At 67.2% G+C, this 25,026-nt stretch carries 22 protein-coding genes; 20 read left to right on the forward strand and 2 right to left on the reverse strand.

Going from position 1 to position 25,026, the window contains the following annotated elements:
• The first annotated feature begins 26 nt into the window (after positions 1-26).
• Both AMYAL_RS0120560 and AMYAL_RS0120565 read left to right on the forward strand, forming a co-directional pair.
• Positions 27-1,547 (forward strand): M1 family metallopeptidase, encoded by a 1,521-nt coding sequence (locus AMYAL_RS0120560; RefSeq protein WP_020633178.1) that lies wholly within the window; start codon positions 27-29, stop codon positions 1,545-1,547.
• Between the two features lie 22 nt (positions 1,548-1,569).
• A complete protein-coding gene (locus tag AMYAL_RS0120565) occupies positions 1,570-2,025 on the forward strand; it encodes a DUF3592 domain-containing protein (protein WP_020633179.1) in 456 nt (151 codons plus the stop codon).
• Between the two features lie 263 nt (positions 2,026-2,288).
• On the opposite strand, the gene AMYAL_RS0120570 is transcribed toward AMYAL_RS0120565, so the two are convergent.
• Positions 2,289-3,119, reverse strand: a complete 831-nt coding sequence (locus AMYAL_RS0120570; protein WP_020633180.1) for an inositol monophosphatase family protein — start codon at positions 3,117-3,119, stop codon at positions 2,289-2,291.
• A gap of 111 nt (positions 3,120-3,230) precedes the next feature.
• On the opposite strand from AMYAL_RS0120570, the gene AMYAL_RS0120575 reads away from it, so the two are divergent.
• From AMYAL_RS0120575 to AMYAL_RS0120585, 3 genes are all read left to right on the forward strand, one after another.
• Positions 3,231-4,349 carry a glycosyltransferase family 4 protein gene (locus AMYAL_RS0120575; protein ID WP_209447242.1) on the forward strand — a complete coding sequence of 373 codons (1,119 nt, stop codon included), beginning with the start codon at positions 3,231-3,233 and terminating at the stop codon, positions 4,347-4,349.
• 3 nt (positions 4,350-4,352) lie between these two features.
• Entirely contained in the window at positions 4,353-5,456 is a 1,104-nt protein-coding gene (locus AMYAL_RS0120580) for a glycosyltransferase family 4 protein (RefSeq protein ID WP_020633182.1), read from the forward strand.
• 69 nt (positions 5,457-5,525) lie between these two features.
• Positions 5,526-6,296, forward strand: a complete 771-nt coding sequence (locus AMYAL_RS0120585; protein WP_020633183.1) for an AfsR/SARP family transcriptional regulator — start codon at positions 5,526-5,528, stop codon at positions 6,294-6,296.
• Positions 6,297-6,434: 138 nt separating this feature from the next.
• Here the strand turns inward: AMYAL_RS0120585 and AMYAL_RS48475 are convergent, their stop codons facing one another.
• A complete protein-coding gene (locus AMYAL_RS48475) occupies positions 6,435-8,147 on the reverse strand; it encodes an ATP-dependent nuclease (RefSeq protein ID WP_084702139.1) in 1,713 nt (570 codons plus the stop codon).
• 309 nt (positions 8,148-8,456) lie between these two features.
• Here AMYAL_RS48475 and AMYAL_RS0120590 point away from each other — a divergent pair, with 309 nt between their 5' ends.
• From AMYAL_RS0120590 to AMYAL_RS0120660, 15 genes are all read left to right on the forward strand, one after another.
• Positions 8,457-9,146, forward strand: a complete 690-nt coding sequence (locus tag AMYAL_RS0120590) for a demethylmenaquinone methyltransferase (RefSeq protein ID WP_026467280.1) — start codon at positions 8,457-8,459, stop codon at positions 9,144-9,146.
• Between the two features lie 10 nt (positions 9,147-9,156).
• The gene (locus AMYAL_RS0120595) at positions 9,157-10,443 is read left to right on the forward strand and encodes a geranylgeranyl reductase family protein (protein ID WP_020633185.1); all 1,287 of its coding nucleotides are present in this window, start codon (positions 9,157-9,159) and stop codon (positions 10,441-10,443) included.
• Between the two features lie 563 nt (positions 10,444-11,006).
• Complete coding sequence (locus AMYAL_RS0120600) at positions 11,007-11,414, forward strand: NADH-quinone oxidoreductase subunit A (protein ID WP_039795625.1); 408 nt, start codon at positions 11,007-11,009, stop codon at positions 11,412-11,414.
• 6 nt (positions 11,415-11,420) lie between these two features.
• Complete coding sequence (locus AMYAL_RS0120605) at positions 11,421-11,969, forward strand: NuoB/complex I 20 kDa subunit family protein (protein ID WP_005151847.1); 549 nt, start codon at positions 11,421-11,423, stop codon at positions 11,967-11,969.
• A 5-nt stretch (positions 11,970-11,974) separates the two neighbouring features.
• Positions 11,975-12,748: an NADH-quinone oxidoreductase subunit C gene (locus AMYAL_RS0120610; RefSeq protein ID WP_026467281.1), complete on the forward strand. Its 774-nt coding sequence runs from the start codon at positions 11,975-11,977 to the stop codon at positions 12,746-12,748.
• Positions 12,745-14,085, forward strand: coding sequence for an NADH-quinone oxidoreductase subunit D (locus tag AMYAL_RS0120615; RefSeq protein WP_020633188.1), 1,341 nt, complete (start codon positions 12,745-12,747; stop codon positions 14,083-14,085). The genes AMYAL_RS0120610 and AMYAL_RS0120615 overlap by 4 nt, the downstream gene beginning before the upstream one ends.
• On the forward strand, positions 14,082-14,819 hold the full coding sequence (gene nuoE, locus AMYAL_RS0120620; protein ID WP_026467282.1) for an NADH-quinone oxidoreductase subunit NuoE: 738 nt from the start codon (positions 14,082-14,084) through the stop codon (positions 14,817-14,819). Before AMYAL_RS0120615 ends, nuoE begins: the two co-directional genes overlap by 4 nt.
• On the forward strand, positions 14,819-16,099 hold the full coding sequence (gene nuoF / locus AMYAL_RS0120625) for an NADH-quinone oxidoreductase subunit NuoF (RefSeq protein ID WP_020633190.1): 1,281 nt from the start codon (positions 14,819-14,821) through the stop codon (positions 16,097-16,099). Before nuoE ends, nuoF begins: the two co-directional genes overlap by 1 nt.
• Positions 16,096-18,564 (forward strand): NADH-quinone oxidoreductase subunit G, encoded by a 2,469-nt coding sequence (locus AMYAL_RS0120630; RefSeq protein WP_020633191.1) that lies wholly within the window; start codon positions 16,096-16,098, stop codon positions 18,562-18,564. Before nuoF ends, AMYAL_RS0120630 begins: the two co-directional genes overlap by 4 nt.
• Positions 18,561-19,901, forward strand: a complete 1,341-nt coding sequence (gene nuoH, locus AMYAL_RS0120635; RefSeq protein ID WP_020633192.1) for an NADH-quinone oxidoreductase subunit NuoH — start codon at positions 18,561-18,563, stop codon at positions 19,899-19,901. The genes AMYAL_RS0120630 and nuoH overlap by 4 nt, the downstream gene beginning before the upstream one ends.
• Positions 19,888-20,427 carry an NADH-quinone oxidoreductase subunit NuoI gene (nuoI, locus tag AMYAL_RS0120640; RefSeq protein WP_020633193.1) on the forward strand — a complete coding sequence of 180 codons (540 nt, stop codon included), beginning with the start codon at positions 19,888-19,890 and terminating at the stop codon, positions 20,425-20,427. The genes nuoH and nuoI overlap by 14 nt, the downstream gene beginning before the upstream one ends.
• Positions 20,424-21,269, forward strand: coding sequence for an NADH-quinone oxidoreductase subunit J (locus tag AMYAL_RS0120645; protein ID WP_020633194.1), 846 nt, complete (start codon positions 20,424-20,426; stop codon positions 21,267-21,269). The genes nuoI and AMYAL_RS0120645 overlap by 4 nt, the downstream gene beginning before the upstream one ends.
• Entirely contained in the window at positions 21,266-21,565 is a 300-nt protein-coding gene (gene nuoK, locus AMYAL_RS0120650; RefSeq protein ID WP_005151882.1) for an NADH-quinone oxidoreductase subunit NuoK, read from the forward strand. Before AMYAL_RS0120645 ends, nuoK begins: the two co-directional genes overlap by 4 nt.
• Positions 21,566-21,577: 12 nt before the next feature.
• On the forward strand, positions 21,578-23,476 hold the full coding sequence (nuoL, locus tag AMYAL_RS0120655) for an NADH-quinone oxidoreductase subunit L (RefSeq protein WP_020633195.1): 1,899 nt from the start codon (positions 21,578-21,580) through the stop codon (positions 23,474-23,476).
• Positions 23,476-25,026 carry an NADH-quinone oxidoreductase subunit M gene (locus AMYAL_RS0120660; RefSeq protein ID WP_020633196.1) on the forward strand — a complete coding sequence of 517 codons (1,551 nt, stop codon included), beginning with the start codon at positions 23,476-23,478 and terminating at the stop codon, positions 25,024-25,026. The genes nuoL and AMYAL_RS0120660 overlap by 1 nt, the downstream gene beginning before the upstream one ends.

Below are 25,026 nucleotides of genomic sequence, written 5' to 3' on the forward strand. Positions count from 1 at the left end.
GCTGACAAATCCTGGGAGGATTCGCAATGCGCTTGAAGACTCGCGCCGGCTTCGCCGGATTGACCGCGGGCGTCGTCTCGGTGCTGCTCGTGGGCACCGCGTCCGCCGCGGCCGCACCCGGCTCGATCGGCATCGGTGACCCGTACTACCCGCACGCCGGGAACGGCGGCTACGACGTCGGGCACTACGACCTGCGGCTGACCTATCAGCCTTCGACGGACCTGCTGTCCGGCTCGACGACGATCCTGCTGACCGCGACTCAGGACCTGTCGCGGTTCAACCTCGACTTCGGCCTGAAGGTGTCGAGCGTCCGGGTCGACAACCGGCCCGCGCAGTTCGCGACGTCGACCGACGGCACCGGCGAGCTGAGCGTCACGCCCGCCACGCCGCTGAAGAAGGGCCAGACGGCGACCGTCGTCGTGGCCTACGCGGACACGCCGTCGAAGGTGAAGATCGACGGCTTCACCGCCTGGAAGAAGACCCCGGACGGCGCGCTGGCCGTCGACGAGCCGCAGAGCTCGGCCTGGTGGTTCCCGTCCAACGACCACCCGACCGACCTGGCCACCTACGACATCTCGGTCGAGGTCCCGAACGACGTCGCGGCGCTGTCGAACGGCACGCTCGTGCGCAAGACCGTGCAGCGGCCGGGCTGGACGCGCTGGAACTGGCGCAGCACCAAACCGCAGGCGACGTATCTCACGTCGCTGGAAGTCGGCAAGTTCGAGGTGAACGAGCAGACCACGCCGGACGGCAAGCCGTTCATCACCGCCTACGGCGCCGACCTCGGCGACTCGCTCGGCGCGGCCAAGGCCAGCATCGAGCGGACGCCGGAGATCACCGAGTTCCTCGCCTCGAAGTTCGGGCCCTACCCATTCGAGGCGCAGGGCGGCGTCGCCACCACCGGCATCACCTTCGCGCTGGAGAACCAGACGCGGCCGGTGTACGGCGCGCGGGCGTTCCGGTCCGGGTCCAACACCTCGGTCGTCGCGCACGAGCTGGCGCACCAGTGGTTCGGCGACAACGTCACGCTCGGCAAGTGGAGCGACATCTGGCTGAACGAGGGCTTCGCCTCCTACGCCCAGTTCCTGTGGTCGGAGGCGACCGGCGAGGGAACGGCCGACGAACTCGCCCAGTACATCTACGACGCGCATCCGGCCACCGACCCGTTCTGGCAGGTCCTGCCCGCCGACCCCGGTGCGGACAAGCAGTTCGACGCGGCCGTCTACGACCGCGGCGCGCTCGCGGTGCAAGCGCTGCGCAAGGCTGTGGGTGACGACACGTTCTTCCGGATCCTGCAGACCTGGCAGCAGGCGAAGAAGAGCAAGTCGGCGGTGATCCCGGAGTTCATCGCGCTGGCGGAGAAGATCTCGGGCAAACCGCTGTACGACCTGTTCCAGACCTGGTTGTACACCAAGGGCAAGCCCGCCGTGGGGCCGAACGGTGTGTCGGCCGCGGCTCAGCGGGCCGCTGTGGCCCCGGTCGCACCCAAGTCCTACCCGCAGATCAAGGCGACCCAGGAATTGCTCGCCGAGCGACACGCCCACTGACGGGTAGCGATACGCTCGCGGCGTGACGGCCAAAACGGAGCGGGTGAGGCGCATCGGGTGGTTTGCCGCCCTCGTTGTCGCCTCACTCGTCACCGTGCTCTGCGTCTCGCTGCTGTTCGCCGCCTTCCGCAACGACAGCGCGATCGAAGCCCAGCTCGGCCAGGCGACAGCGCAGGTCGAGTCGGTGGCGTTCGACCGGACGATCATCAACTACGCCACCCCCGACGGCATCATGCACAGCCCGTCCAACGGCGTGCTCTACCCGGCAGGCCTGGCCGCCGGGCAGCTGGTGAACATCGAGTACGACGTCGGCGACCCGGAACTCGCGCGGGTGGCCGGGCGCTCGGCGGCGAACACGCTGCTGCCGCTGGGCAGCATGATCTTCTTCACCTGGCTGATCGCCGGTCCGCTGCTGTGGTGGATCCGGCGGCAGCGGCTGGCCTACCGGCGCTCTCTCACCGAGGCGACCCCCGCCTGATCACGCGAGTCCCGCCTCCAATCACGCGAGTCCCCCTTCCAATCACGCGTGTCGTCCGTCTGATCACGCGTGTCGTCCGGATCGGTCCGCGAGGCCGCTGTGCGGAATCGGCGAACTCGCGTGATCAGATGGACGACACACGTGATCAGGCGGACGGCACGTGTGATCAGACGGACATCACACGTGATCAGGCGGCGAACTCGCGTGATCAGGCGGCGAACTCGCGTGATCGGAGGCGGAACTCGCGTGATTGGAGGCGGGACTCAGCCGACCGACTCCTGCCACCAGCCCAAGACCTCGTCGGCCACTCCAGGGGCCGCGACCAGGAGGGCGTCGACGGGGAGCGCCGCGTCTTCCCCGTGCCGGTCCAGCACCACGGCCCCCGCCTCGATGGCCAGCGCGACCGAGCCGGCGACGTCCCATTCGCGGTAGCTGTGCAGCACCGCCGCGGCCGCGTGACCCAGCGCGACCTGCGCGATCGCCAGTGCGGCCGAGCCGAGCACCCGGACCCCGGCGTGCGCGGCGGCGGCCCGTTCGATGAACTGGCCCATTCCCGGCCAGACGCCCTTGCGGGTGAGTTCGGTGCAGACGATCGCCCCGGCGGTCCCGCGGCGGTCGGTGAGCGTGATCGGCTTGCCGTTGGCACGGGCGCCGCGGCCGCGGGCGGCGGCGTAGATCTGGGCGCGGTAGGGGTCCGCGACCACGCCCACCACCGGTCCTGACGCGTCGATCAGGGCGAGGCTGTACGCGCACCAGGGGACACCGGCGACGTAGTTCGCGGTGCCGTCGACCGGGTCGACCACCCAGCGGTACTTGGCGACGTCGGCGCCGTGGTCGGCGCCGAATTCACCGCCGACGACGGGGATGCCGGGGAACTCGGCGGTCAGTACGCGGCGGGTGTGGCGTTCGAGGATGCGGTCCGTGTCCGTGACCCAGTCGAAGGGTGAGTCCCTCGGATCGGGCTGGGCGCCCCGGCCCGCGGTCGCGGTGATCACGTCGGTCGCGTCGTTGGCCAGCCGCCCGGCCACTTCGAGGGCCCTCGACAGCAGTCCGGGCTCGACGGGCTGAGGCGCCCTTGACGACAGGAGGGTCATGCCTGCCTAGTGTGGCCGAAACTGGTTTACGGAACACGACCTTGAGATGACATGTCGTCTGTTCCGTTTTTGTTGGCGTGGGCGTCACAACCGGATGCGAAAGTGATCGTCGTGCGAGTCGCGATAGTCACCGAAAGTTTCCTGCCCCAGGTGAACGGCGTGACCAACTCCGTGCTCCGCGTCGTGGAACACCTCCGCGACCGCGCGCACGACGTGCTGATCATCGCTCCTGGGCCGGGTCCCGCTGAGTATCTCGGCGCCCCGGTCGTGCGTATCCCCGCCCTCGACTTCCCTGGCGTGAACTCCCTCCCGGTCGGGGTGCCGACGCGGACGGTGCTCACCGCGCTGGCCGATTTCGGGCCGGACGTGGTGCATCTGGCGTCGCCGTTCGTGGTCGGGGCCCGTGGGCTCGCCGCGGCGAGACGGCTGAGGGTGCCGTGTGTCGCGGTGTACCAGACCGACATCGCCGGTTTCGCCGCCGCGTATGGCTTCGGCCTCGCCGCCCGCGCGGCCTGGCGCTGGGTGCGGCGCCTGCACTCGCGGGCCGACCGCACGCTCGCGCCGTCGTCGGATTCGATGGAACAGCTGAAACTGCACGGGATCCCGCGGGTGCACCGCTGGGCGCGGGGTGTCGACATCGAGCGGTTTTCGCCGGTCCACGCCGATCCCGCGTTGCGCGCCGAGCTGGCGCCGAACGGCGAACTGCTGGTCGGTTTCGTCGGCAGGCTCGCGCCCGAAAAGGAGGTCGAGCGGCTGACGGCGCTCGCCGGGGTCGACGGGATCCGCGTGGTCGTCGTCGGTGACGGGCCGGAGCTGCCGATGCTGCGCGAGCGGATCCCCGGCGCCGCGTTCCTCGGTGCCCGATACGGCGAAGAGCTTTCCGCCGCGTACGCGAGTTTCGACATCTTCGTCCACACAGGACCGCACGAGACGTTCTGCCAGGCCATCCAGGAGGCGATGGCGTCCGGGCTGCCGGTGCTCGCCCCGGACGCGGGCGGCCCGAAGGATCTGGTCCTGCCCGGCCGCACCGGCTACCTGCTGCCCGCGGACCGGGCCGGGTTCGCGACGGCGCTGGTGGACAAGGTGAACGACCTGCGCGACGACGCGCTGCGCGCCAGGCTGGGGGAGAAGGCGCGCAAGGTGGTGCTGGGCCGGACCTGGCCCGCCGTCTGCCGGGAACTCGTCGGCCACTACGAGGCGGTTCAGGGCAAAGTCGCTCGCGCGGCCTGACCGGTGCACATCGTCCAGCTCGCCAACTTCTACGGGCCACGCTCGGGCGGGCTGCGGACGGCGCTGCACCATCTCGGCGCGGGCTATGTGGCGAGCGGCCATCAGGTGACGCTCGTGGTGCCAGGGCAGCGCTATGCGGACGAGACGCTGCCGTCGGGAGTCCGCCGGTGTTCCCTTCCGGCACCGCGGATCCCCGGCACCGGCGGCTATCGCGCGGTCGATCCGCATCGGGTGCGCGCGGTGCTGAATCGCCTCGAACCGGACAGACTGGAAGTGTCCGACAGGCTCACGCTGCGCGGCATGGGTGTCTGGGCGCGGCGCAACGGCGTGCCCAGCATGGTGATCTCACACGAGCGGCTGGACAGGCTGCTGGAGCAGTTCCTGATGCCGGAGCCCGTCGCGCGGCGCGTCGCGGACGTCGCGAACCGGCGGATGGCGCGGCACTATGACACGGTCGTCTGCACGACGGGGTTCGCCCGCGCGGAATTCGACCGGATCGCCGCGCCGAACGTGCGGCGGGTCCCGCTCGGTGTCGACCTCACGACGTTCGCCCCGGCCCGGCGCGACGACGGCTGGCGGCACACGCTGTCCGGGAACGCGGACACGCTGCTCGTCCACTGTGGACGTCTGTCGCCGGAGAAGCACGTCGAGCGCAGCGTGGACACCGTCGCCGAGCTGACCGAGTCAGGACACCGCGTACGGCTCGTGATCGCGGGCGACGGGCCTCGGCGGCGAACGCTGGAACGCCGGGCGCGCGGGCTCCCGGTGACCTTCCTCGGTTTCCTCGCCGGACGCGGCGACGTCGCGCGCCTGCTGGCCAGCGCCGACGTCTCCCTCGCACCCGGTCCACATGAGACGTTCGGGCTGGCCGCGCTGGAGGCGCTCGCTTCGGGGACGCCGGTGGTGGTCTCGGCGTCGTCGGCGCTGCGGGAGATCGTCCGGCCGGGTTGCGGCGCGGCCGTCGACGATCTCGCCCCGGCGTTCGCGGGCGCGGTCACCGAGCTTTTGAAGAGACCAGAGATCGCCCGGCGTGCGGCGGCGCGGGCGCGCGCGGAGGATTTCGCCTGGCCACGATCGGTACAGGGAATGCTCTCCGCGCACACTTGATCACTTTGTATCTTCTTTGTACAACCGGCATTCATCGTCCCCTCACGCCATCGAGCGAGAGGACGGCACGTGAGGTTCGAAGTACTGGGAACGTTCAGCATCTCTTCCGGTTCGCGGTCGGTCCCGCTGCACGGCCGGATGAGAAGAACCCTCCTCGGCGTGCTGCTGGTCCGCGCGAACACCTACGTGCCCGTGAACGTGCTCACCGAGGCCCTGTGGGAGAGCCGCTGGGAGCCTCGCGCGGTGCCGAAGCTGCACTGGCACGTCCACAAGCTGCGGCAGGCCCTGCCCGAAGGCGACCGGCTCGGGTTCGACAACGGCGGCTACCGGCTGGAGGTCCACCCCGGCGAACTGGACGTCGAGACCTTCGAAACGCTCGGAAGCCAGGCGCTGAAGTCCGCGGACCCCGCGCAGCGCGCCTCGCTGATCCGGCAGGCCCTCACCCATTGGCACGGCGCGCCCTACGACGGCCTGGACGTCCCGCTGCTTTCGGACGAGACGATGCGGCTCTCGGAACACCGTCTGGTCCTGCTCGAAGAGCTCTACCAGGCCGAACTGGACCTCGGGCGGCACGCGAGCGCGGCCGTCGAGCTGACGGAGCTGGTGCGGCGGCATCCGCTGCGGCAGCGGGCCCAGTACCTCCTGATGGACGCTCTGTGGCGAGCCGGGCGCACGTCCGACGCGCTGGCGGCGTACCGGCGTGCGCGCCGGTTCTCGGTCGACCAGCTCGGCCTCGAACCGGGGCCGGAACTGCGGGTGCTGGAGCGGAGGATCCTCGCCGGTGAGGTCGCGGGGGCCGGTGCGCACCGTGCCCCGGCGTTGCTTCACCGGACCAGGTGAACCTACGGGGCGTCGCTTTGCTCCCGCTTGGCCGAAGTGTCTCAGCGGAGTCGGGTTAGTGTTCGGGGTCCCAGAAGCCCTGAATCTGCCTAAGCAGTACGGACCTCATAGCCGGAGCGGGATACTTCGGCTATGAGGTTAGCGCAAGAATTCATCTACTGGCACTGCGGACAGAAGGCGCGCTACCTCCTCATTTACCCATTTTGCAAGGTCAACTGCGTGTTTGCCGACGCTTCCACTTTCTATAACTGCATCTGCGATCTTCTTCTTTATCGAGTTTAGCTCGCTCTTCTTGATCTCAAGGACTGGCTTTTTGCCTTTGTCTTCTAGAAGCATGTGAGCTTGAGCTGTCGATTCAATAAGGTCCTTGTCGAGATAGCGTTCGATACCTCTGAATGACTCGCCAAGAAGTGGATTAACGAGCTCCACGGGGGTTATTGCTGCCCCTGAGTATTCATGTGGAGAGATTACCTTTTGATATTGTGCAAGATCTTTTGTCTCCCAGTCGCGAAGGACTAGGACGGGAGCTATATTGGGACGAGAAGCCAATGCGCCCTTGTTGTATTTCAAGTACTGCAGAAGAGTGTCTCCGGCGGTACCTTCCCCGAAGATCTCGTCAGGTGCCACCAGGCGCCACCTTGGTCGGATGCCGCCCTCCTTTAGTGCCGCATTCAAATGAATCGCATCGAATGCGCCCTCGACTATGACCATTGGAAAATCTGAGTACTCAAGCAATGGATGGCGATAAGTTGTTATAGCAAGTCTGGTAGATCTGGTTAGAGCATCGCGCGGCGTGAGCTTCTCTACGGTAGTGCCTGTATGTGGATGCGACGCAAGCCATGTTTGCGAAGCCACCCGGACAAACTCATCCTGATGAGTAGTTAAGAAGACTTGACGACGAGGATCTTGTGCATATTTGAAGAGGTCTTGCGCGAACCTGGTCCGAAGTCCGGCATGCAGGAAGGACTCGGGCTCCTCGATTGCCCAAATGCTTGCCTGGACCCAGCCAAACGCCCTTCCTCGGGAAACCCTATCGACCAGATCGAGAAAGTGAAGCAAAATGAATGATTGTGCGCCTGAGCCTTCGAACTCTGGCGAGCGGCCAGCTCCGTTTGATACGGATTGTATCGCCACATCGAAGGCAAGTTCGGCAAAATCAGTTGGAAGTGCCGGGTTTACCGAAAGGCTCTTAATTCCGGATCCGACGTTCTTGGAAACGTCGGATAGCATCTGTTCGCCGGTTCGAGAGAGGGCTAGCATGAGGTTGGCGACGTCGTCTTGCTTATAGGCTTGAGTGCCCTGCAGGCGTCTTACTAGTTCACTGCGCAATGGTTGCGCATATTGCTGGATTAGGTCGGCAGGACGTGCATGATTTGGAATATATCTAAATGTTACCGCTCGCGTGAACAGTGCGAGGTTGGGAACCTGTGACGGGTCTGCATTCTGCAGTTTGTCAAGACTTGGGCCAAATGAAAACGAGTCTGCAATCCCTTGTCCTTGAGGGTCGATTGTCCAAGTTCTTTGGATCGCAATCTGATCTTTGAGACCGTGTTCTTTTAAAAAGTCTTCTTGCTTGCGTACTTTGAAGCCATCGGCTAGGTTGAATTCGACGCCTACTGAAATTAACTTCTTTTTTCCTTGAGGTGCATAATCGGAGAGATCTCTGCTCATGTCGACGTTAGAGTGTCGTTCATCGACCAGTCCGTTGAAGAACAGGTTCAGTGCGCGTAAAATATTTGACTTTCCTGAACTGTTGAGTCCAATGATCGGCACGTATCCTTCGATGTCGTCCACGTTGAGATTTCGAATTGACCGAAAGCTTTCGACTCTTACGGTCTTTATTAGCCTCATCTACTACCCCTCGCGAACTGCATCCGGAACGACCGACGAGGTTAGCTGCTGCCGTGTGACCTGCATCATCGGCTCTCCGTCAGGTGCGAGCCTAACGCGAATGGCTACTTCAAGTTACTGCATATGCACGAAGTGTGATATCGATGCGCGTTGCGCAATGTTGAACGTCAGCCCTGCGGCTCGTGTGCTGGCAGGGGCTTTATGAAACGCCTACTTCGCGTGCGCCGGTCGGGCGGAAGGTGCTGCCGCTTCGCGCTCAGCGAGGCTGAGTGCGCAGTGTCTCAGCGGAGTCGGGTTAGTGTTCGGGGTATGTCCCGAGCGAGTCTTGACAAGGATCCGCACGAAGTCGCCGCCATGTTCGACGACGTCGCGGACGGCTACGACCGCGCGAATTCGTTCATGACCTTCGGCTTCGATCGCCGTTGGCGCACCATCACTGCGCGGGTGCTGGACGCCAAACGCGGCGAGAAGGTGCTGGACCTCGCGGCGGGCACCGGCGTGTCCACCGTCGAGTACGCGCGCAACGGCGCCTGGTGCCTCGCCGCGGACTTCTCGGTCGGCATGCTCAAGGCGGGCAAGCATCGCGGCGTCCCGATGGTGGCCGCCGACGCGTTGAGGCTGCCGTTCGCCGACGACAGCTTCGACGCGGTGACCATCTCGCTCGCGCTGCGGAACTTCGTCGACACCAAGGCCGCGCTCACCGAGATCGCGCGCGTGGTCAAACCGGGCGGTCGCCTGGTGATCTGCGAGGTGTCGACGCCCACATTCCCGCCGATCCGGTTCCTGCACCGCAAGTTCATCCTGCGGCTGCTCACCTGGGTCGGCAGCCGGACCTCGACGAACCCCGAGGCCTACTCCTACCTGGCCGAATCCATGCTGGCGTGGCCGGATCAGCGGACGCTGGGGGAGATCATCGCGAGCGCCGGGTGGACCGAGGTGGAGTGGCTGAACCTCACGTTCGGCGTCGTCGCCATCCACCGCGCCAAAAAGCCCGCCTAAACTCGCGGCCATGACACGTCGCAACCCTGACCACGACGCCGAGGTCATCGTCGTCGGTGCCGGTCCGGCCGGGTCCACCGCCGCCACGTACCTCGCCCGCGCGGGCGTCGACGTGCTGCTGCTGGAGAAGACCGAGTTCCCGCGCGAGAAGGTGTGCGGCGACGGCTTGACCCCGCGCGGCGTCAAGCAGCTCATCGACCTCGGGATCGACACCAGTGAGGACGCGGGCTGGGTGCACAGCCGCGGTCTGCGGATCCTCACCGGCGAGCTGACGCTGGAACTCGACTGGCCGGACCTCACCAGCTACCCGCCCTACGGCGTCTCGCGGACCCGGCAGGACTTCGACGACCTGCTCGCGAAGACCGCGGTCAAGGCGGGCGCGCGGCTCTACGAGCGCACCACCGTCACCGGCGCGATCACCAGCCCCACCGGGCGCGTGATCGGCGTCGAGGCGAAGGTCGGCCCGGAGAAGACGCCGGTGAGCTACCGCGCTCCGCTGGTCCTGGCCTGCGACGGCGTGTCCGCGCGGCTCGCGCTGAGCGTCGGAATCCAGAAGAACGAGAAGCGCCCGATGGGCGTCGCGGTGCGGCAGTACTACAAGAGCCCGCGCCACGACGACCCGTTCATCGAGGGCCACCTGGAGCTGTGGGACCGCTCGGACCCGCGCGACCCCAAGCTCCTGCCCGGCTACGGCTGGGCGTTCCCGCTGGGCGACGGCACGGTGAACGTCGGCCTCGGCATGCTGTCGACGTCGGCCGCGTTCCGCAGCACCGACTACCGCGCGCTGCTGCGCCAGTGGCTCGACGGGACGCCCGAGGAATGGGGCTACCGCGAGGAGAACGCCATCGGCAAGGTCGGCGGCGCCGGTCTCCCGATGGGCTTCAACCGCACCCCGCACTACCGCGACGGCCTGCTGCTGCTCGGCGACGCGGGCGGCATGGTCAGCCCGTTCAACGGCGAGGGCATCTCGGCCGCGATGGAGTCCGCGCAGCTGGCATCGGAGTTCGTCGTGCAGGCGCTGGCGCGGCGCGAAGGACCTTCGCGCGAGCGTGCGCTGGAGGGCTACCCGCGCGCCGTCGGGGAGCTGATGGGCGGCTACTACCGGCTCGGCAACGTGTTCGCGAAGCTGATCGGGAAGCCGAAGGTCATGCACGCCGCGACGAAGTACGGGCTGCGGATCAACTCGATCCTTCCGTTGGTCTACAAGGGACTCTCGGGCTGCTACGACGCCAAGGGCGGGGACGGCGTGGACCGCCTCATCGCCGCTCTGGCGCGCGCCACTCCCACTCCGCGCTGACGCCGACTCCGCGCTAACGCACGCTCTTGCTCGGGGAGGTTGCGAAAGCCACTTTCGCAACGCTGAAGGTTGCGAAAGTGGCTTTCGCAACGTCTCGCCGGGGGAGTCGCGCGCCCGCTCACCCCGGCTCCCACCTGCGCCGGACCACACGTCTGGACCAGTCACGGGTACTCCGGGCAGTGGTATCGGTCACAGGACAAACGTGGTCAAACGGACTCCCCGACTCGATCTTGAGAACGACGTCGCAGGTCACCGGTACCGCACACGGGAAGAAACCGTACTGGCCGTGCGGTCAAGTTAGGGCAGCCTTATAGCACGGGGCCTAGGGACAAGAATGTGAGTCACGTCCTACACTCCCCCCATGCTTTGTGAATCGCTTCACATCCTCGACGGGAGGCTTGTGAACTATTTCACAAGCAAGGGGGCCGTCATGCACGGCCCGTAAGGGTTGCCTAACCCTCGGCGGTGTGACCCAGGTGACTTAGGGTGCCGACCGAGGGAAGCGGTGAACCCCGACTCGAAAACCGCAGCGGCGCGGAAAGGATGGCGAAAACCCCGTGCTGATGTTGCCCGTGCTGGCCCAGGCGGACACCACGAAGGTGCCCAATCTGGACATGTACCTCCCCTTGGTCCTCCTGTTCGTCCTCGCGCTCGGATTCGCGGTGCTTTCGGTGCTGCTCGGCCCGCTCGTCGGCCCGAGCCGGGCCAACAAGGCGAAGCTCGCGGCCTACGAATGCGGCATCGAACCGTCGCCGCAGCCGGTCGTCGGCGGCGGCCGGATGCCGGTCGCGTACTACATCACCGCGATGCTGTTCATCCTGTTCGACATCGAGATGGTCTTCCTCTACCCGTTCGCGGTCTCCGCGGACGCGCTGGGCATGTTCGGCCTGGTGGAGATCGTGCTGTTCATCGCGACGGTCGGTTTCGCGTACGCCTACGTATGGCGTCGCGGCGGCCTGGATTGGAACTAGAGAAGCATGGGCCTCGAAGAAAAACTCCCCAACGGCATCCTCCTGGCCAGTCTCGAAGGCCTGGTGAACTGGGCCCGCAAGAACTCGATGTGGCCCGCCACCTTCGGTCTCGCCTGCTGCGCGATCGAGATGATGACCGTCGGCGGTTCCCGCTACGACATCGCCCGCTTCGGTATGGAGCGCTTCAGCGCGACGCCGCGCCAGGCGGACTTGATGATCGTCGCCGGCCGGGTCACGCAGAAGATGGCGCCGGTGCTGCGCCAGATCTACGACCAGATGGCCGAGCCCAAGTGGGTGCTGGCGATGGGCGTCTGCGCCTCGTCCGGCGGGATGTTCAACAACTACGCCGTGGTGCAGGGCGTCGACCACATCGTCCCGGTCGACATGTACCTCCCCGGCTGCCCGCCGCGCCCCGAAATGCTGCTCGACGCGATTTTGAAGCTGCACGCCAAGATCCAGGACGAGCCGATCAACGCCCGCCGGGCCGCGATCCGCGCCGCCAGTGGTGAGCGCACCGAGCTGATCGCCTCCTCGATCAAGTACGCGAAGAAGTGAGCGACGTGCCCGACGACAACACAGCCAACACTCCCGAAGTCCCCGAGACCGGCGGCGAGCAGTCGAGCGCGGACAGGCCCGAAGGCGGTCTCGAACCGCAGGGTGCCCGCCCGGCCGAGCCGGTCGTCACCGGTAAAGAGCGCCAGGGCATGTTCGGCGTGCGCGGCACCGGTGACACCTCCGGCTACGGCGGCGTCCGTCTCCCCGCGTACAGCCCGCCCCCGGCGGAGCGCCCGTACGGCGGCTGGTTCGACGAATTCGCCGACGAGTTCTACGCGGCCTTGGCGGACAACAAGGTTCCGGCGAACGCGATCCTGCAGACCACGGTCGACCGCGGCGAGATCACCTTCTACGTCGCCCGCGAGCACCTCGTCGAGATCGCCAGGACCCTGCGCGACGACACCGGTCTCCGCTTCGAGCTGCTGAGCTCGGTCTCCGGCGTCGACTACGGCGTGGACGTCCCGCAGCGGCTGCACTCGGTCTACCACTTCACGTCGATGACCTACCGCCGCCGCATCCGGCTGGAAGTCACCCTCGACATCGAAGACCCGCACGTCCCGTCGCTGGTCGGGCTGTACCCGACCGCAGACTGGCAGGAGCGGGAAACCTGGGACATGTTCGGCATCGTCTACGACGGGCACCCGGCGCTCACCCGCATCCTCATGCCGGACGACTGGGACGGTCACCCCCAGCGCAAGGACTACCCGCTCGGCGGGATCCCGGTCGAATACAAGGGCGCGGAGATCCCGCCGCCGGACCAGCGGAGGTCTTACTCGTGAGCATCAGCGAGAACGCAGCAGAAGCAACGGAACTCCCCGAAGCCGACTCGCGCGACACCACCGAAGGCCGCGTCTACACCGTTTCCGGCGGTGACTGGGAAGACCTCATCGAGGACTCCCGCCACGACGAGCGCATGGTCATCAACATGGGCCCGCAGCACCCGTCGACGCACGGCGTGCTCCGGCTCGTGCTGGAGATGGAGGGCGAGACCGTCACCCAGCTCCGCTCGGTCATCGGCTACCTGCACACCGGGATCGAGAAGAACTGCGAGTACCGCACGTGGACCCAGGGCGTCACCTTCGTGACGCGCATGGACTACCTCGCGCCGCTCTCCACCGAACTCTCGTACTGCCTCGGCGTCGAAAAGCTGCTCGGCATCCAGGCCCCGCGCCGGGCCGAGCTGCTGCGCGTGATGCTGCTGGAGATCAACCGCATCGGCTCGCATCTGGTCTACATCGCCACCGGCGGGATGGAACTCGGTGCCACCACGGCGATGACGCTCGGTTTCCGTGAGCGCGAAGAGGTTCTGCACCTGCTGGAGCACCTCACCGGTCTCCGGATGAACCACGCGTTCATCCGCCCCGGTGGTCTCGCGCAGGACATGCCGGACGACTACCAAGAGGTCGTCAGCGCGTTCGTCAAGACGATGGACGAGCGGCTTCCCTTGTACGACAAGCTCTTCACCGGTCAGCCGATCTGGCGCAACCGGCTCAAGGGCGTCGGATACCTGCCGGTCGACGCGTGCCTCGCGCTCGGTGTCACCGGTCCGGTGCTGCGCAGCGCGGGTCTCCCGTGGGACATGCGCAAGACCGAGCCGTACTCCCGCTACGACGAGTTCGAGTTCGACATCCCGACCTCGACCGACGCGGACTGCTGGGCGCGGTACCTGATCCGGGTCGAGGAGATGCACCAGAGCCTGCGGATCATCAAGCAGTGCCTGAAGAAGCTCGAGCCGGGCCCGGTCATGGTCGAGGACAAGAAGGTCGCCTGGCCCGCGCAGCTCTCGCTCGGCAGCGACGGCATGGGCAACTCGCTGGAGCACGTCCGCAAGATCATGGGCCAGTCGATGGAATCGCTGATCCATCACTTCAAGCTGGTCACCGAGGGCTTCAAGGTCCCGCCGGGCCAGACCTACACGGCGGTCGAATCGCCGCGCGGCGAGCTCGGGGTGCACCTGGTCTCCGACGGCGGCACCAGGCCGCTGCGGGTCCACGTGCGCGAACCGAGTTTCGTGAACCTGCAGTCGATGCCGGCGATGGCCGAAGGCGGGCTCGTGGCGGACGTCATCGCCGCGATCGCCTCGATTGACCCCGTCATGGGGGGAGTGGACCGATGACCGCAGCACCTGAAGTGATCTTCGACGACGACATCGTCGCCAAGGCGCAGGACCTGATCTCGCGGTACCCGCAGTCGAGGTCGGCGCTGCTGCCGATGCTGCACCTGGTGCAGTCGGTGCAGGGTTACGTGAGCCAGGAGGGCATCGCCTTCTGCGCGAGCAACCTGGACCTGTCCGACGCCGAGGTCAGCGCGGTCGCGACGTTCTACACCATGTACAAGCGCCGCCCGTGCGGCGAGCACCTGGTGAGCGTCTGCACCAACACCCTCTGCGCGGCCATGGGCGGCGACGCGATCTACAAGAAGCTCCAGACGCACCTCGGTTCCGAGGAGAAGCCGCTGGGGCACAACGAGACCGCGGGCACGCCGAACGAGCCCGGCTCGATCACCCTCGAACACGCCGAATGCCTCGCGGCCTGTGACCTCGCCCCGGTCATCCAGGTCAACTACGAGTACTTCGACAACCAGACCGAGGACAAGGCCGTCGCGCTGGTCGACGCGTTGCAGGCCGGCAAGAAGCCCGCCCCGACGCGCGGCGCGCCGCTGTCGGACTTCAAGGGCGCCGAACTGCAGCTCGCCGGGTTCTTCCCGGAGGACGCGCAGCAGTACCGCACGGACGTCGACGGTCCTTCGCAGGCCGTCGAGACCCTGCGGGGCGCGCAGGTCGCGCAAGACCGCGGCTGGACCGCGCCCGCCATGAAGGACGTGGCCCTCCCGGAAGTGGAGAAGAAGTAATGGCAGACCCCATCACTCCGGTCCTCACGAAGCGCTGGCTTTCGCCCAACTCCTGGACGATCCAGTCCTACGAAGCCCTTGAGGGCTACACCGCGATCCGCAAGGCTCTCAAGGCCACTCCCGAGCAGATCGTCCAGCTGGTCAAGGACTCCGGCCTCCGCGGCCGGGGCGGCGCGGGCTTCCCGGCCGGCATCAAGTGGTCCTTCATGCCGCCGAACGAGGACAAGCCGCACTACCTGGTGATCAACGCCGACGAGGGCGAGCCGGGCACCTGCAAGGACATCCCGCTGATGATGGCGGACCCGCACTCGCTGATCGAGGGCTGCGTCATCGCCTCGTACGCGATGCGCTCGCACCACTGCTTCATCTACGTCCGCGGCGAGGCGCTGCACTGCATCCGCCGCCTCAACGCGGCCGTGCGCGAGGCCTACGACGCGGGCTACCTCGGCAAGAACATCCTCGACTCCGGATTCGACCTCGACATCACCGTGCACGCGGGTGCCGGGGCGTACATCTGCGGCGAGGAGACGGCGCTGCTCGACTCGCTGGAAGGCCGTCGCGGCCAGCCGCGGCTCAAGCCGCCGTTCCCGGCCGCCGCCGGTCTCTACGCGGCGCCGACCACGGTCAACAACGTCGAGACCATCGCCAGCGCGCCGTACATCATCAACGGCGGCTCGGACTGGTTCCGCCAGATGGGCCGCGAGAAGTCGCCCGGCCCGAAGATCTACTCGATCTCCGGCCACGTCGAGAACCCCGGCCAGTACGAATGCCCGCTCGGCACCACGCTGCGCGAGCTGCTGGACATGGCGGGCGGCATGAAGGACGGCGTCCCGCTGAAGTTCTGGACGCCGGGTGGTTCGTCCACGCCGATGTTCACCAAGGAACACCTCGATGTTCCGCTGGACTTCGAGGGCGCGGCGGAAGCCGGGTCGATGCTGGGCACGACGGCCGTGCAGGTCTTCAACGAGACCGTTTCCGTGCCGTGGGCCGTGATGAAGTGGACACAGTTCTACGAGCACGAGTCCTGCGGCAAGTGCACGCCGTGTCGCGAGGGCACGTACTGGCTGGCGCAGATCCTGGAGCGCATGGTCGAGGGCAAGGGCACCGAAGAGGACATCGACACCCTCCTCGACGTCTGCGACAACATCCTCGGCCGCTCGTTCTGCGCCCTCGGCGACGGCGCGGTCTCGCCGATCCAGAGCGGGATCAAGTACTTCCGGGACGAGTTCCTGGCTTTGTGTCAAGCAAACAAGCGCGAATTGGTGGGGGCGCAGGCATGACGATCGCACCCGACAAGCCCGAAACGTCCACAGAGGACATTCCGGTTCCCGAGGGCCACGTCAAGCTGGTCATCGACGGTGAAACGGTCATCGCGCCCAAGGGCGAGCTGCTGATCCGCACCGCCGAACGGCTCGGCACGGTCATCCCGCGCTTCTGCGACCACCCGCTGCTCGACCCGGCTGGCGCCTGCCGCCAGTGCCTGGTCGAGGTCGAAATGGGCGGCCGTCCGATGCCGAAGCCGCAGGCCTCGTGCACCATGACGGTCGCCGACGGCATGGTCGTGAAGACCCAGCTGACCTCGGCCGTCGCGGACAAGGCCCAGCAGGGCGTGATGGAGCTGCTGCTCATCAACCACCCGCTGGACTGCCCGATCTGCGACAAGGGCGGCGAGTGCCCGCTGCAGAACCAGGCGCTCGCGCACGGCCGCGCGGAATCCCGCTTCGTCGACACGAAGCGGACGTTCGCGAAGCCGCTGCCGATCTCCTCACAGGTGCTCCTGGACCGGGAGCGCTGCGTGCTCTGCCAGCGCTGCACCCGGTTCTCCCGCGAGATCGCCGGCGACCCGTTCATCGAACTCCTCGAACGCGGCGCCCACCAGCAGATCGGCACCGCCGAGACCGCCGACGTGCTGGACCTGGCCTCCCGCACGACGTCGGGTGACCCGTTCCAGTCGTACTTCTCCGGCAACGTCATCCAGATCTGCCCGGTCGGCGCGCTGACGTCGGCCGCGTACCGGTTCCGTTCGCGGCCGTTCGACCTGGTGTCCTCGCCGAGCGTCTGCGAGCACTGCTCGTCCGGCTGTGCCGAGCGGACCGACTTCCGCCGCGGCAAGGTCATGCGGAAGCTCGCGGGCGACGACCCCGAGGTCAACGAAGAGTGGCTCTGCGACAAGGGCCGGTTCGGCTTCCGCTACGCCACCGCCGACGACCGCATCCGCCGTCCGCTGATCCGCAACGCCGACGGTGTGCTGGAAGAGGCTTCCTGGACCGACGCGCTGCGCGCGGCCGCCGCAGGGCTGGCCAAGGCACGTGACGGCAAGGGCGCCGCGGTGCTGACCGGCGGCAGGCTGACTGTCGAAGACGCCTACGCGTACTCGAAGTTCGCGCGGATCGCCTTGGGCACCAACGACATCGACTTCCGCGCCCGCCCGCATTCGGCCGAGGAACTGGGCTTCCTCGCCGCGCACGTGGTCGGGACGACGCCGGAAAGCGGCGTCACCTTCGGCGAGATCGAGCGGGCGCGCACGGTGCTGTGCGTCGCGTTCGAGCCGGAGGACGAGGCGCCGATCGTGTTCCTGCGGCTGCGAAAGGCGGCCCGCAAGAACCGCACCCGCGTCGTCCACTTGGGACAGTGGACCACTTCGTCGGTCCGCAAGACCTTCGGTGAGCTGCTGGCCTGCGCGCCGGGCAGCGAAGCCGCCGCGATCGACGGCATCGCGCAGCACGCGCAGGACGTCGACCAGGCACTGACGTCGGAGGGCGCGGTGATCCTCGTCGGCGAACGTGCCGCCGAGGTCCCCGGCCTGTTCTCGGCCCTGCACCGGCTGGTGGAGCGCACCGGCGCCCGGCTCGCGTGGATCCCGCGTCGCGCGGGTGAACGCGGTGCACTGGAGGCGGGCGCGGCGCCGACGCTCCTGCCCGGCGGCCGTTCGGTCACCGACGCCGCGGCTCGCGCCGAGGTCGAAAAGGCTTGGGGCGTCGAGCTTCCCGCCGCCGCGGGCCGCGACACCACCGCGATCCTCAAAGCCGCTTCCGGCAACGACCTCGACGGCCTGCTCGTCGGCGGCGTCGACCCGGACGACCTGCCGGACCCGGACCTGGCCCGCCGCGCGCTCGAGAACGCGAAGTTCGTGGTGAGCCTGGAACTGCGGACCGGCGGGGTCACCGAGCACGCGGACGTCGTCCTCCCGATCGCCCCGGCGGTCGAGAAGGCGGGCAGCTACCTGAACTGGGAAGGCCGCCGCCGCGAGTTCGCCGTCACCCTCGAAGGCACCGGCGCCCTGCCGGACTGCCGGGTGCTCGACACCCTCGCCGTCGAGATGGACGCGGACCTGTTCACCCAGACCCCGGCCGCTTCGGCAGCCGATCTGGCCAAGCTGCCCGGCAAGACCGAGCCCGCCACCTTCGAGCCGGTCGCCGCGGCGGCCGCGGTCGCGGGTGACGGCAAGGTCCTCCTCTCCACCTGGCGGCAGCTGATCGACAACGGTTCGCTGCAGGACGACGAGCCGCACCTCAAGGGCACCCAGCGCGACATCGTCGCGAAGCTCTCGGCGAAGACCGCCGAAGGCCTGGGCGGCACCGTGAAGGTCTCCACCGAACGCGGTTCCATCACGTTGCCGATCGAGGTCGCGGACCTGCCGGACGGCGTCGTGTGGCTTCCGGGCAATTCCGACGGCTCGGCCGTCCGCGCCGCGCTCGCGGCCGGACATGGTTCGGCCGTTTCGCTCACCGGAGGTGAGAAGTGACTCCGTTGCTCAGCCAGATGCCGGACGCCGCCGAGCGGGCGGCGCTGCTGGCGGACGACCCGTTGTGGCTGATCCTGATCAAGACGGTCGTCATCCTGCTGATCGGCCCGATCCTGACGATCTTCCTGATCGTCTGGGAGCGCAAGGCCGTCGGCCGGATGCAGAACCGTCCCGGCCCGAACCGGGTCGGCCCCGGCGGCTACCTGCAGTCCCTGGCGGACGCGATCAAGCTGCCGTTCAAGGAACAGATCATCCCGGACACCGCCGACCGCAAGGTGTACTTCCTCGCCCCGGTCATCTCGGCGGTGCCCGCGCTGATCGCGCTGGCGGCGATCCCGTTCGGCCCGGTGGTCTCGATCTTCGGTGAGAAGACCGTGCTCCAGCTGGTCGACCTGCCGGTCGGCGTGCTGGTGATCCTGGCCTGCTCCTCGATCGGCGTGTACGGCCTGGTGCTGGCCGGCTGGTCCTCCGGTTCGCCGTACCCGCTGCTCGGTGGGCTGCGCAGCGCGGCCCAGGTGATCTCCTACGAGATCGCGATGGGCCTGTCCATCGTCGGCGTGATCCTCTACGCCGGTTCGATGTCGACCTCGCAGATCGTCGAGTCGCAGCAGAGCGGCTGGTACTTCTACCTGCTGCTGCCGAGTTTCGTGATCTACCTGATCTCCATGGTCGGTGAGACCAACCGCGCCCCGTTCGACCTCCCCGAGGCCGAATCCGAGCTGGTCGGCGGTTTCCACACCGAGTACAGCTCGATGAAGTTCGCGATGTTCTTCCTCGCCGAGTACGTCAACATGGTGATCGTTTCGGCGTTCGCGACCACGTTGTTCCTCGGTGGCTGGAAGTTCCCGTTCGTCGGCGCCGACCACGCGCTCAACCAGGGCTGGCTCCCGCTGCTGTGGTTCACCGCGAAGCTGTTCATCCTGCTGTTCGGCTTCATCTGGCTGCGCGGCACGCTGCCGCGGCTGCGGTACGACCAGTTCATGCGGCTGGGCTGGAAGGTCCTGGTGCCGGTCAACCTGGTCTGGATCGTCGTGATCGTCACGGTCCGCGCGCTGCGGCGCCAGGAGGGCGGGCTGACCGTGCCGCAGATCCTCATCGGAGGCGGGGCCATCCTCGTCTTCCTGGTCATCGTGAGCATGCTGTTGCCGGACAAGAAGGTGCCGGAAGGCGACTACGTCCCGGTGACCGGCGGCGGGTTCCCGGTGCCGCCGCTCGACCTCCAGGTTCCGGACAAGACTCCGCGTCAGAAGGCCATCGAGAAGGCCGAAGCCCGTGCTGCCAAGCGCAAGCCCGCGGCGGTTTCCAGTGGAAGGGAGGCCGGCGATGGGGATGTTTGATCCCATCAAGGGTTTCGGTGTCACCTTCGGCATGATGTTCAAGAAGGTCGCCACCGAGGAGTACCCGGAGGCGGGCGCCCCCGCCGCCCCGCGCTATCACGGCAGGCACCAGCTCAACCGGCATCCGGACGGGCTGGAGAAATGCGTCGGCTGCGAGCTGTGCGCGTGGGCCTGCCCGGCGGACGCGATCTTCGTCGAAGGCGGCGACAACACCGAAGAGGCACGCTTCTCGCCCGGTGAGCGGTACGGCGCCGACTACCAGATCAACTACCTGCGCTGCATCGGCTGCGGGTTGTGCGTCGAGGCCTGCCCGACCCGGTCACTGACGATGATCAACTTCTACGAGCTGGCCGACGACGACCGGCAGAATTTGATCTACACCAAGGAAGACCTCCTCGCGCCGCTGCTGCCCGGTATGGAGCAGCCGCCGCATCCGATGCGGCTCGGCGAGAACGAGCAGGACTACTACGTCAACGGCCCGGAACTCGCCCGGCAGCCGGCTGAGCCGAAGGAGCCGGCCAAGTGATCACGGCTTTCCTCGCGCAGACGGACGTCTCCGCCGGGATCACCACCGGCGAGACCATCGCGTTCTGGGTGCTCGGCCCGCTCGCGCTGCTCGGCGGCCTCGGCATGATCTTCTCCCGCAACGCCGTGCACTCGGCGCTGTGGCTGGTCCTCACGATGCTGTGCCTCGGCGCGCTGTACATGATCCAGCAGGCGCCGTTCCTCGGCTTCACGCAGATCATCGTCTACACCGGCGCGATCATGATGCTGTTCCTGTTCGTGCTGATGCTGGTCGGCAGGGAGAGCTCGGACTCGGTCGTGGAAGTGCTGCGCGGGCAGCGGGTCATGGCGACCCTGCTCGGCATCGGTACCGGCGGGCTGCTCGCCGCGGGTCTCGCCCGCGCGCTGGCCAACGTCACCCCGGCGCTGCCGCGCGACCCGGCGAACCTCGACGGCGGCGGCCCCGGCGGGCTGGGACGGCTGATCTTCACCAAGTACCTGTTCCCGTTCGAGCTCACCTCGGCGCTGCTGATCACCGCCGCGCTCGGCGCGATGGTGCTGGCGTTCACCGACCGGCACGCCAAGGGCGGCAAGAAGTCGCAGAAGGAACTCGTCGTCGACCGGTTCACCGGCAAGCACGACAGGCCTTCTCCGCTGCCCGGCCCCGGTGTCTTCGCGACAGCCAACTCGGTCGCCACCCCGGCGCTGCTGCCGGACGGCTCGATCGCGCCGGAGTCGCTCTCGGAGATCATCGAGTCGACCTCGGCCTCGCAGCTGGAGAACGAGCGCAAGCAGGTGACCGGCTCGGAACCGGGCCCGGACGCCCACGCGCTCGTCGGCAAGAAAGAAGGGGACGAGGAATGACCCCGACCTACTACCTGCTCCTGTCCGCGCTGCTGTTCGCCATCGGCGCGGTCGGGGTGCTGGTGCGCCGCAACGCGATCGTCGTGTTCATGTGCATCGAGCTGATGCTGAACGCGGCGAACCTGTCGCTGGTCACGTTCGCCCGGATCAACGGGTCGCTCGACGGCCAGGTGATGGCGTTCTTCGTGATGGTCGTCGCCGCCGCGGAGGTCGTGGTGGGGCTCGCGATCATCATGGCGATCTTCCGCACCCGGCGCTCGGCCTCGGTCGACGACACCAACCTGCTGAAGTACTAGGGAGCACCGAGAGTGACCGCATCATCGTGGCTGCTGGTGGCCTTTCCCGCCCTCGGCGCCCTGATCCTTCTGCTGGCCGGTAAACGAGCACGGGGCTGGGGACACCTCCTCGGCAGCGCGACCGTCTCACTGTCCTTCGTGTACGGCCTGATCCTCTTCTTCACCGCCGACACGAAGGCCATCGCGGACGTCAAGCTGTTCTCGTGGATCCCGGTCTCGGCGCTGCAGGTCGACTTCGGGCTCCGGATCGACGCGCTTTCGCTGACGTTCGTGCTGCTGATCACCGGCGTCGGCATGCTGATCCACTTCTACTCGATCGGCTACATGGCCGAGGACCGCGACCGCTCGCGGTTCTTCGCCTACCTCAACCTGTTCGTCGCCTCGATGCTGATCCTGGTGCTGGGCAACAGCTTCGTGACGCTGTACCTCGGCTGGGAAGGCGTCGGCCTCGCGTCGTACCTGCTCATCGGCTGGTACCAGGACCGCCCGTCCGCGGCCACCGCGGCGAAGAAGGCGTTCCTGATGAACCGCGTCGGTGACGTCGGGCTCGCGCTGGCGATCTTCCTGATGTTCAAGTACGTCGGGAGCACCGGCTACGCCGAGGTCTTCGGCGCGATCGACAAGATCCCGACCGGAGCCATCACCGCGATCGCAATCCTGCTGCTGCTGGGCGCCTGCGGTAAGTCCGGCCAGTTCCCGCTGCAGGCCTGGCTCCCGGACGCGATGGAGGGCCCGACCCCGGTCTCGGCCCTCATCCACGCCGCGACGATGGTCACCGCCGGCGTCTACCTGGTCGCCCGCGCGCACGAGATCTTCAACGCCACCCCGGACGGCCGCCTGATCGTCACCCTCGTCGGTACGGTCACGCTGCTGATCGGGTGCATCATCGGCTGCGCGTACGACGACATCAAGAAGGTCCTGGCCTACTCCACGGTCAGCCAGATCGGTTACATGATGCTCGCCGTCGGCCTCGGGCCGATCGCCTACGCGCTCGGCATCATGCACCTGGTGGCGCACGGTTTCTTCAAGGCCGGGCTGTTCCTCGGGGCCGGTTCGGTCATGCACGGCATGAACGACGAGGTCGACATGCGGAAGTACGGCGGGCTGCGCAAACACATGCCGGTCACCTTCTGGACCTTCGCGCTCGGCTACCTCGCGCTGATCGGCATCCCGCCGCTTTCGGGCTTCTTCACCAAGGACGCGATCATCGAAGCGGCGCTGAGCCAGGGCGGCTGGCGCGGCTGGGTGATGGGGGGCGCGGCACTGCTCGGCGCCGGGCTCACCGCGTTCTACATGACGCGCCTGATGGTGATGACCTTCTTCGGCAAGGAACGCTGGAAGGAGATCAAGTCCAGCGACGGCCGCGACTTCCACCCGCACGAGTCCCCCGCGGTGATGAAGTGGCCGATGATCATCCTGGCGATCGGTTCGATCGGCGCCGGCGCGTTCTTCGCCCTCGGTGACCGGTTCGCCGAATGGCTCTCGCCGGTGGTCGGCCCGCTCGAAGAGGGTGGCCACAGTGTCATCCCGCACGCGCTGGTCCCGATCCTCACCGTGGCGCTGTCCGTGGTGGGCGCGCTCGCCGCTTGGCTCTTCGTCGGTCGTAAGGAAGTTCCGGTGGAACGGCCAGAGCGGGTCTCCGCCGTGGTCAAGGCCGCGCGCAACGACCTCTACGGCAACACCCTGAACGAGACGCTGGTCGCCCGTCCGGGCACCTGGCTCGCCCGCGCGCTGGTCTACGTGGACAACCGCGGGATCGACGGCGCGGTCAACGGCCTCGCCGCCGGGCTCGGCGGCGGATCCGGGCGCCTGCGCCGCCTGCAGACCGGCTTCGTCCGCTCGTACGCACTGTCCATGCTGGGCGGCACATTCCTGCTTCTGGCGGCACTCCTGCTGGTGAGGTTCTCCTGATGACCTGGGTTCTCGCATCCATCCTGCTGCCGCTGCTCGGCGCGGCGGTCGTCGCCGGGCTGAAGAAAAACGACCGCCTGGCGACGCTCACCGCGCTCGTGGTGTCCATCCTGACGTTCCTGCTGGTGATCCCGATGTGGGCGAGCTACGCGCCAGCCGGGGACCGGATCCAGCAGAAGACGTCGATGGACTGGATCCCGAACTTCGGCATCCACATCTCGTTCGGCATCGACGGCATCGCGCTGGTGATGATCGCGGTCATCGGCCTGCTGGTGCCGATCGTGGTCGGCGCGCTCGGCCTGACCGACAAGCTCCCGGCCGGGCGCTCGGCGGGCGGGTTCCTCTCGCTGATCCTGGTGCAGGAGGCGCTGACCATCGCGGTGTTCGCCGCGACCGACGTCTTCCTGTTCTACGTGCTGTTCGAGATCATGCTGATCCCGATGTACTTCCTGATCGGCGGCTACGGCGGCGCGAACCGGCAGTACGCGGCGGTCAAGTTCTTCCTGTACTCGTTCCTCGGCGGCCTGATCATGCTGGCCTCGGCGATCGGGGCGTACTCGCTGGCGTCGGACAAGCTCGGCAAGGGCACCTTCGACTGGGCCACGCTCGTCACCGTCGTCCGCGACGCCCCGACAGGCACTCAGATCTGGCTGTTCCTCGGGTTCTTCCTCGCCTTCGCGATCAAGGCCCCTTTGGTGCCGTTCCACACCTGGCTGCCGGACGCCGCGGGCCAGGCGCCCATCGGCGTCGCGGTGCTGCTGGTCGGTGTGCTGGACAAGGTCGGCACGTTCGGGTTCCTGCGGTACTGCCTCCCGATGTTCCCCGAGGCCAGCAAGGAACTCGCGCCGTGGGTGCTGGTGCTCGCCGTCGCGGGTGTCCTCTACGGGTCGATCCTCGCGGCCGGGCAGCGCGACATGAAGCGGTTCATCGCCTACGTGTCGATCGCCCACTTCGGGTTCATCGCGCTCGGCATCTTCTCCTTCAACGAGCAGGCGATGGTCGGCTCGGTGTCGTACATGCTGAACCACAGCCTCGCCACCGGCATGCTGATCGTGGTCGTCGGGCTGATCGTGATGCGTGGCGGATCCACCAGGATCTCCGACTACGGCGGCATGGCGAAGGTGACCCCGCTGCTCGGCGGGATGCTCCTCATCGCCGGTCTGTCCACGTTGTCCCTGCCCGGCACGAACTCCTTCATCAGCGAGTTCCTGGTGCTGCTGGGGTCCTTTGTGGACTATCCGGTGTACACGATCATCGCGACGGTCGGCATGGTGCTGGCCGCGGCGTACGTGCTCTGGCTCTACCAGCGCGTCATGCAGGGCCCCGTCCGCGGTGACGCCCTTCTCGGCGCCGGCGGCGGCCCCGGCACGGCCATCGCTCCCGAACTCGGGGCGAAGAAGACCATCAAGGACCTCGGCGGCAAGGAGATCGCGATCCTGGCGCCGATGGTCGTGCTGATCATCGCGCTCGGGTTCTATCCCAAGCCGGTGCTCGACACGATCACCCCGTCGGTGCAGGCGACGATGTCGTCCGTACAGGGAGGCAAGTAA

Source organism: Amycolatopsis alba DSM 44262, assembly GCF_000384215.1.
GTDB classification, from domain to species: Bacteria; Actinomycetota; Actinomycetes; order Mycobacteriales; family Pseudonocardiaceae; genus Amycolatopsis; species Amycolatopsis alba.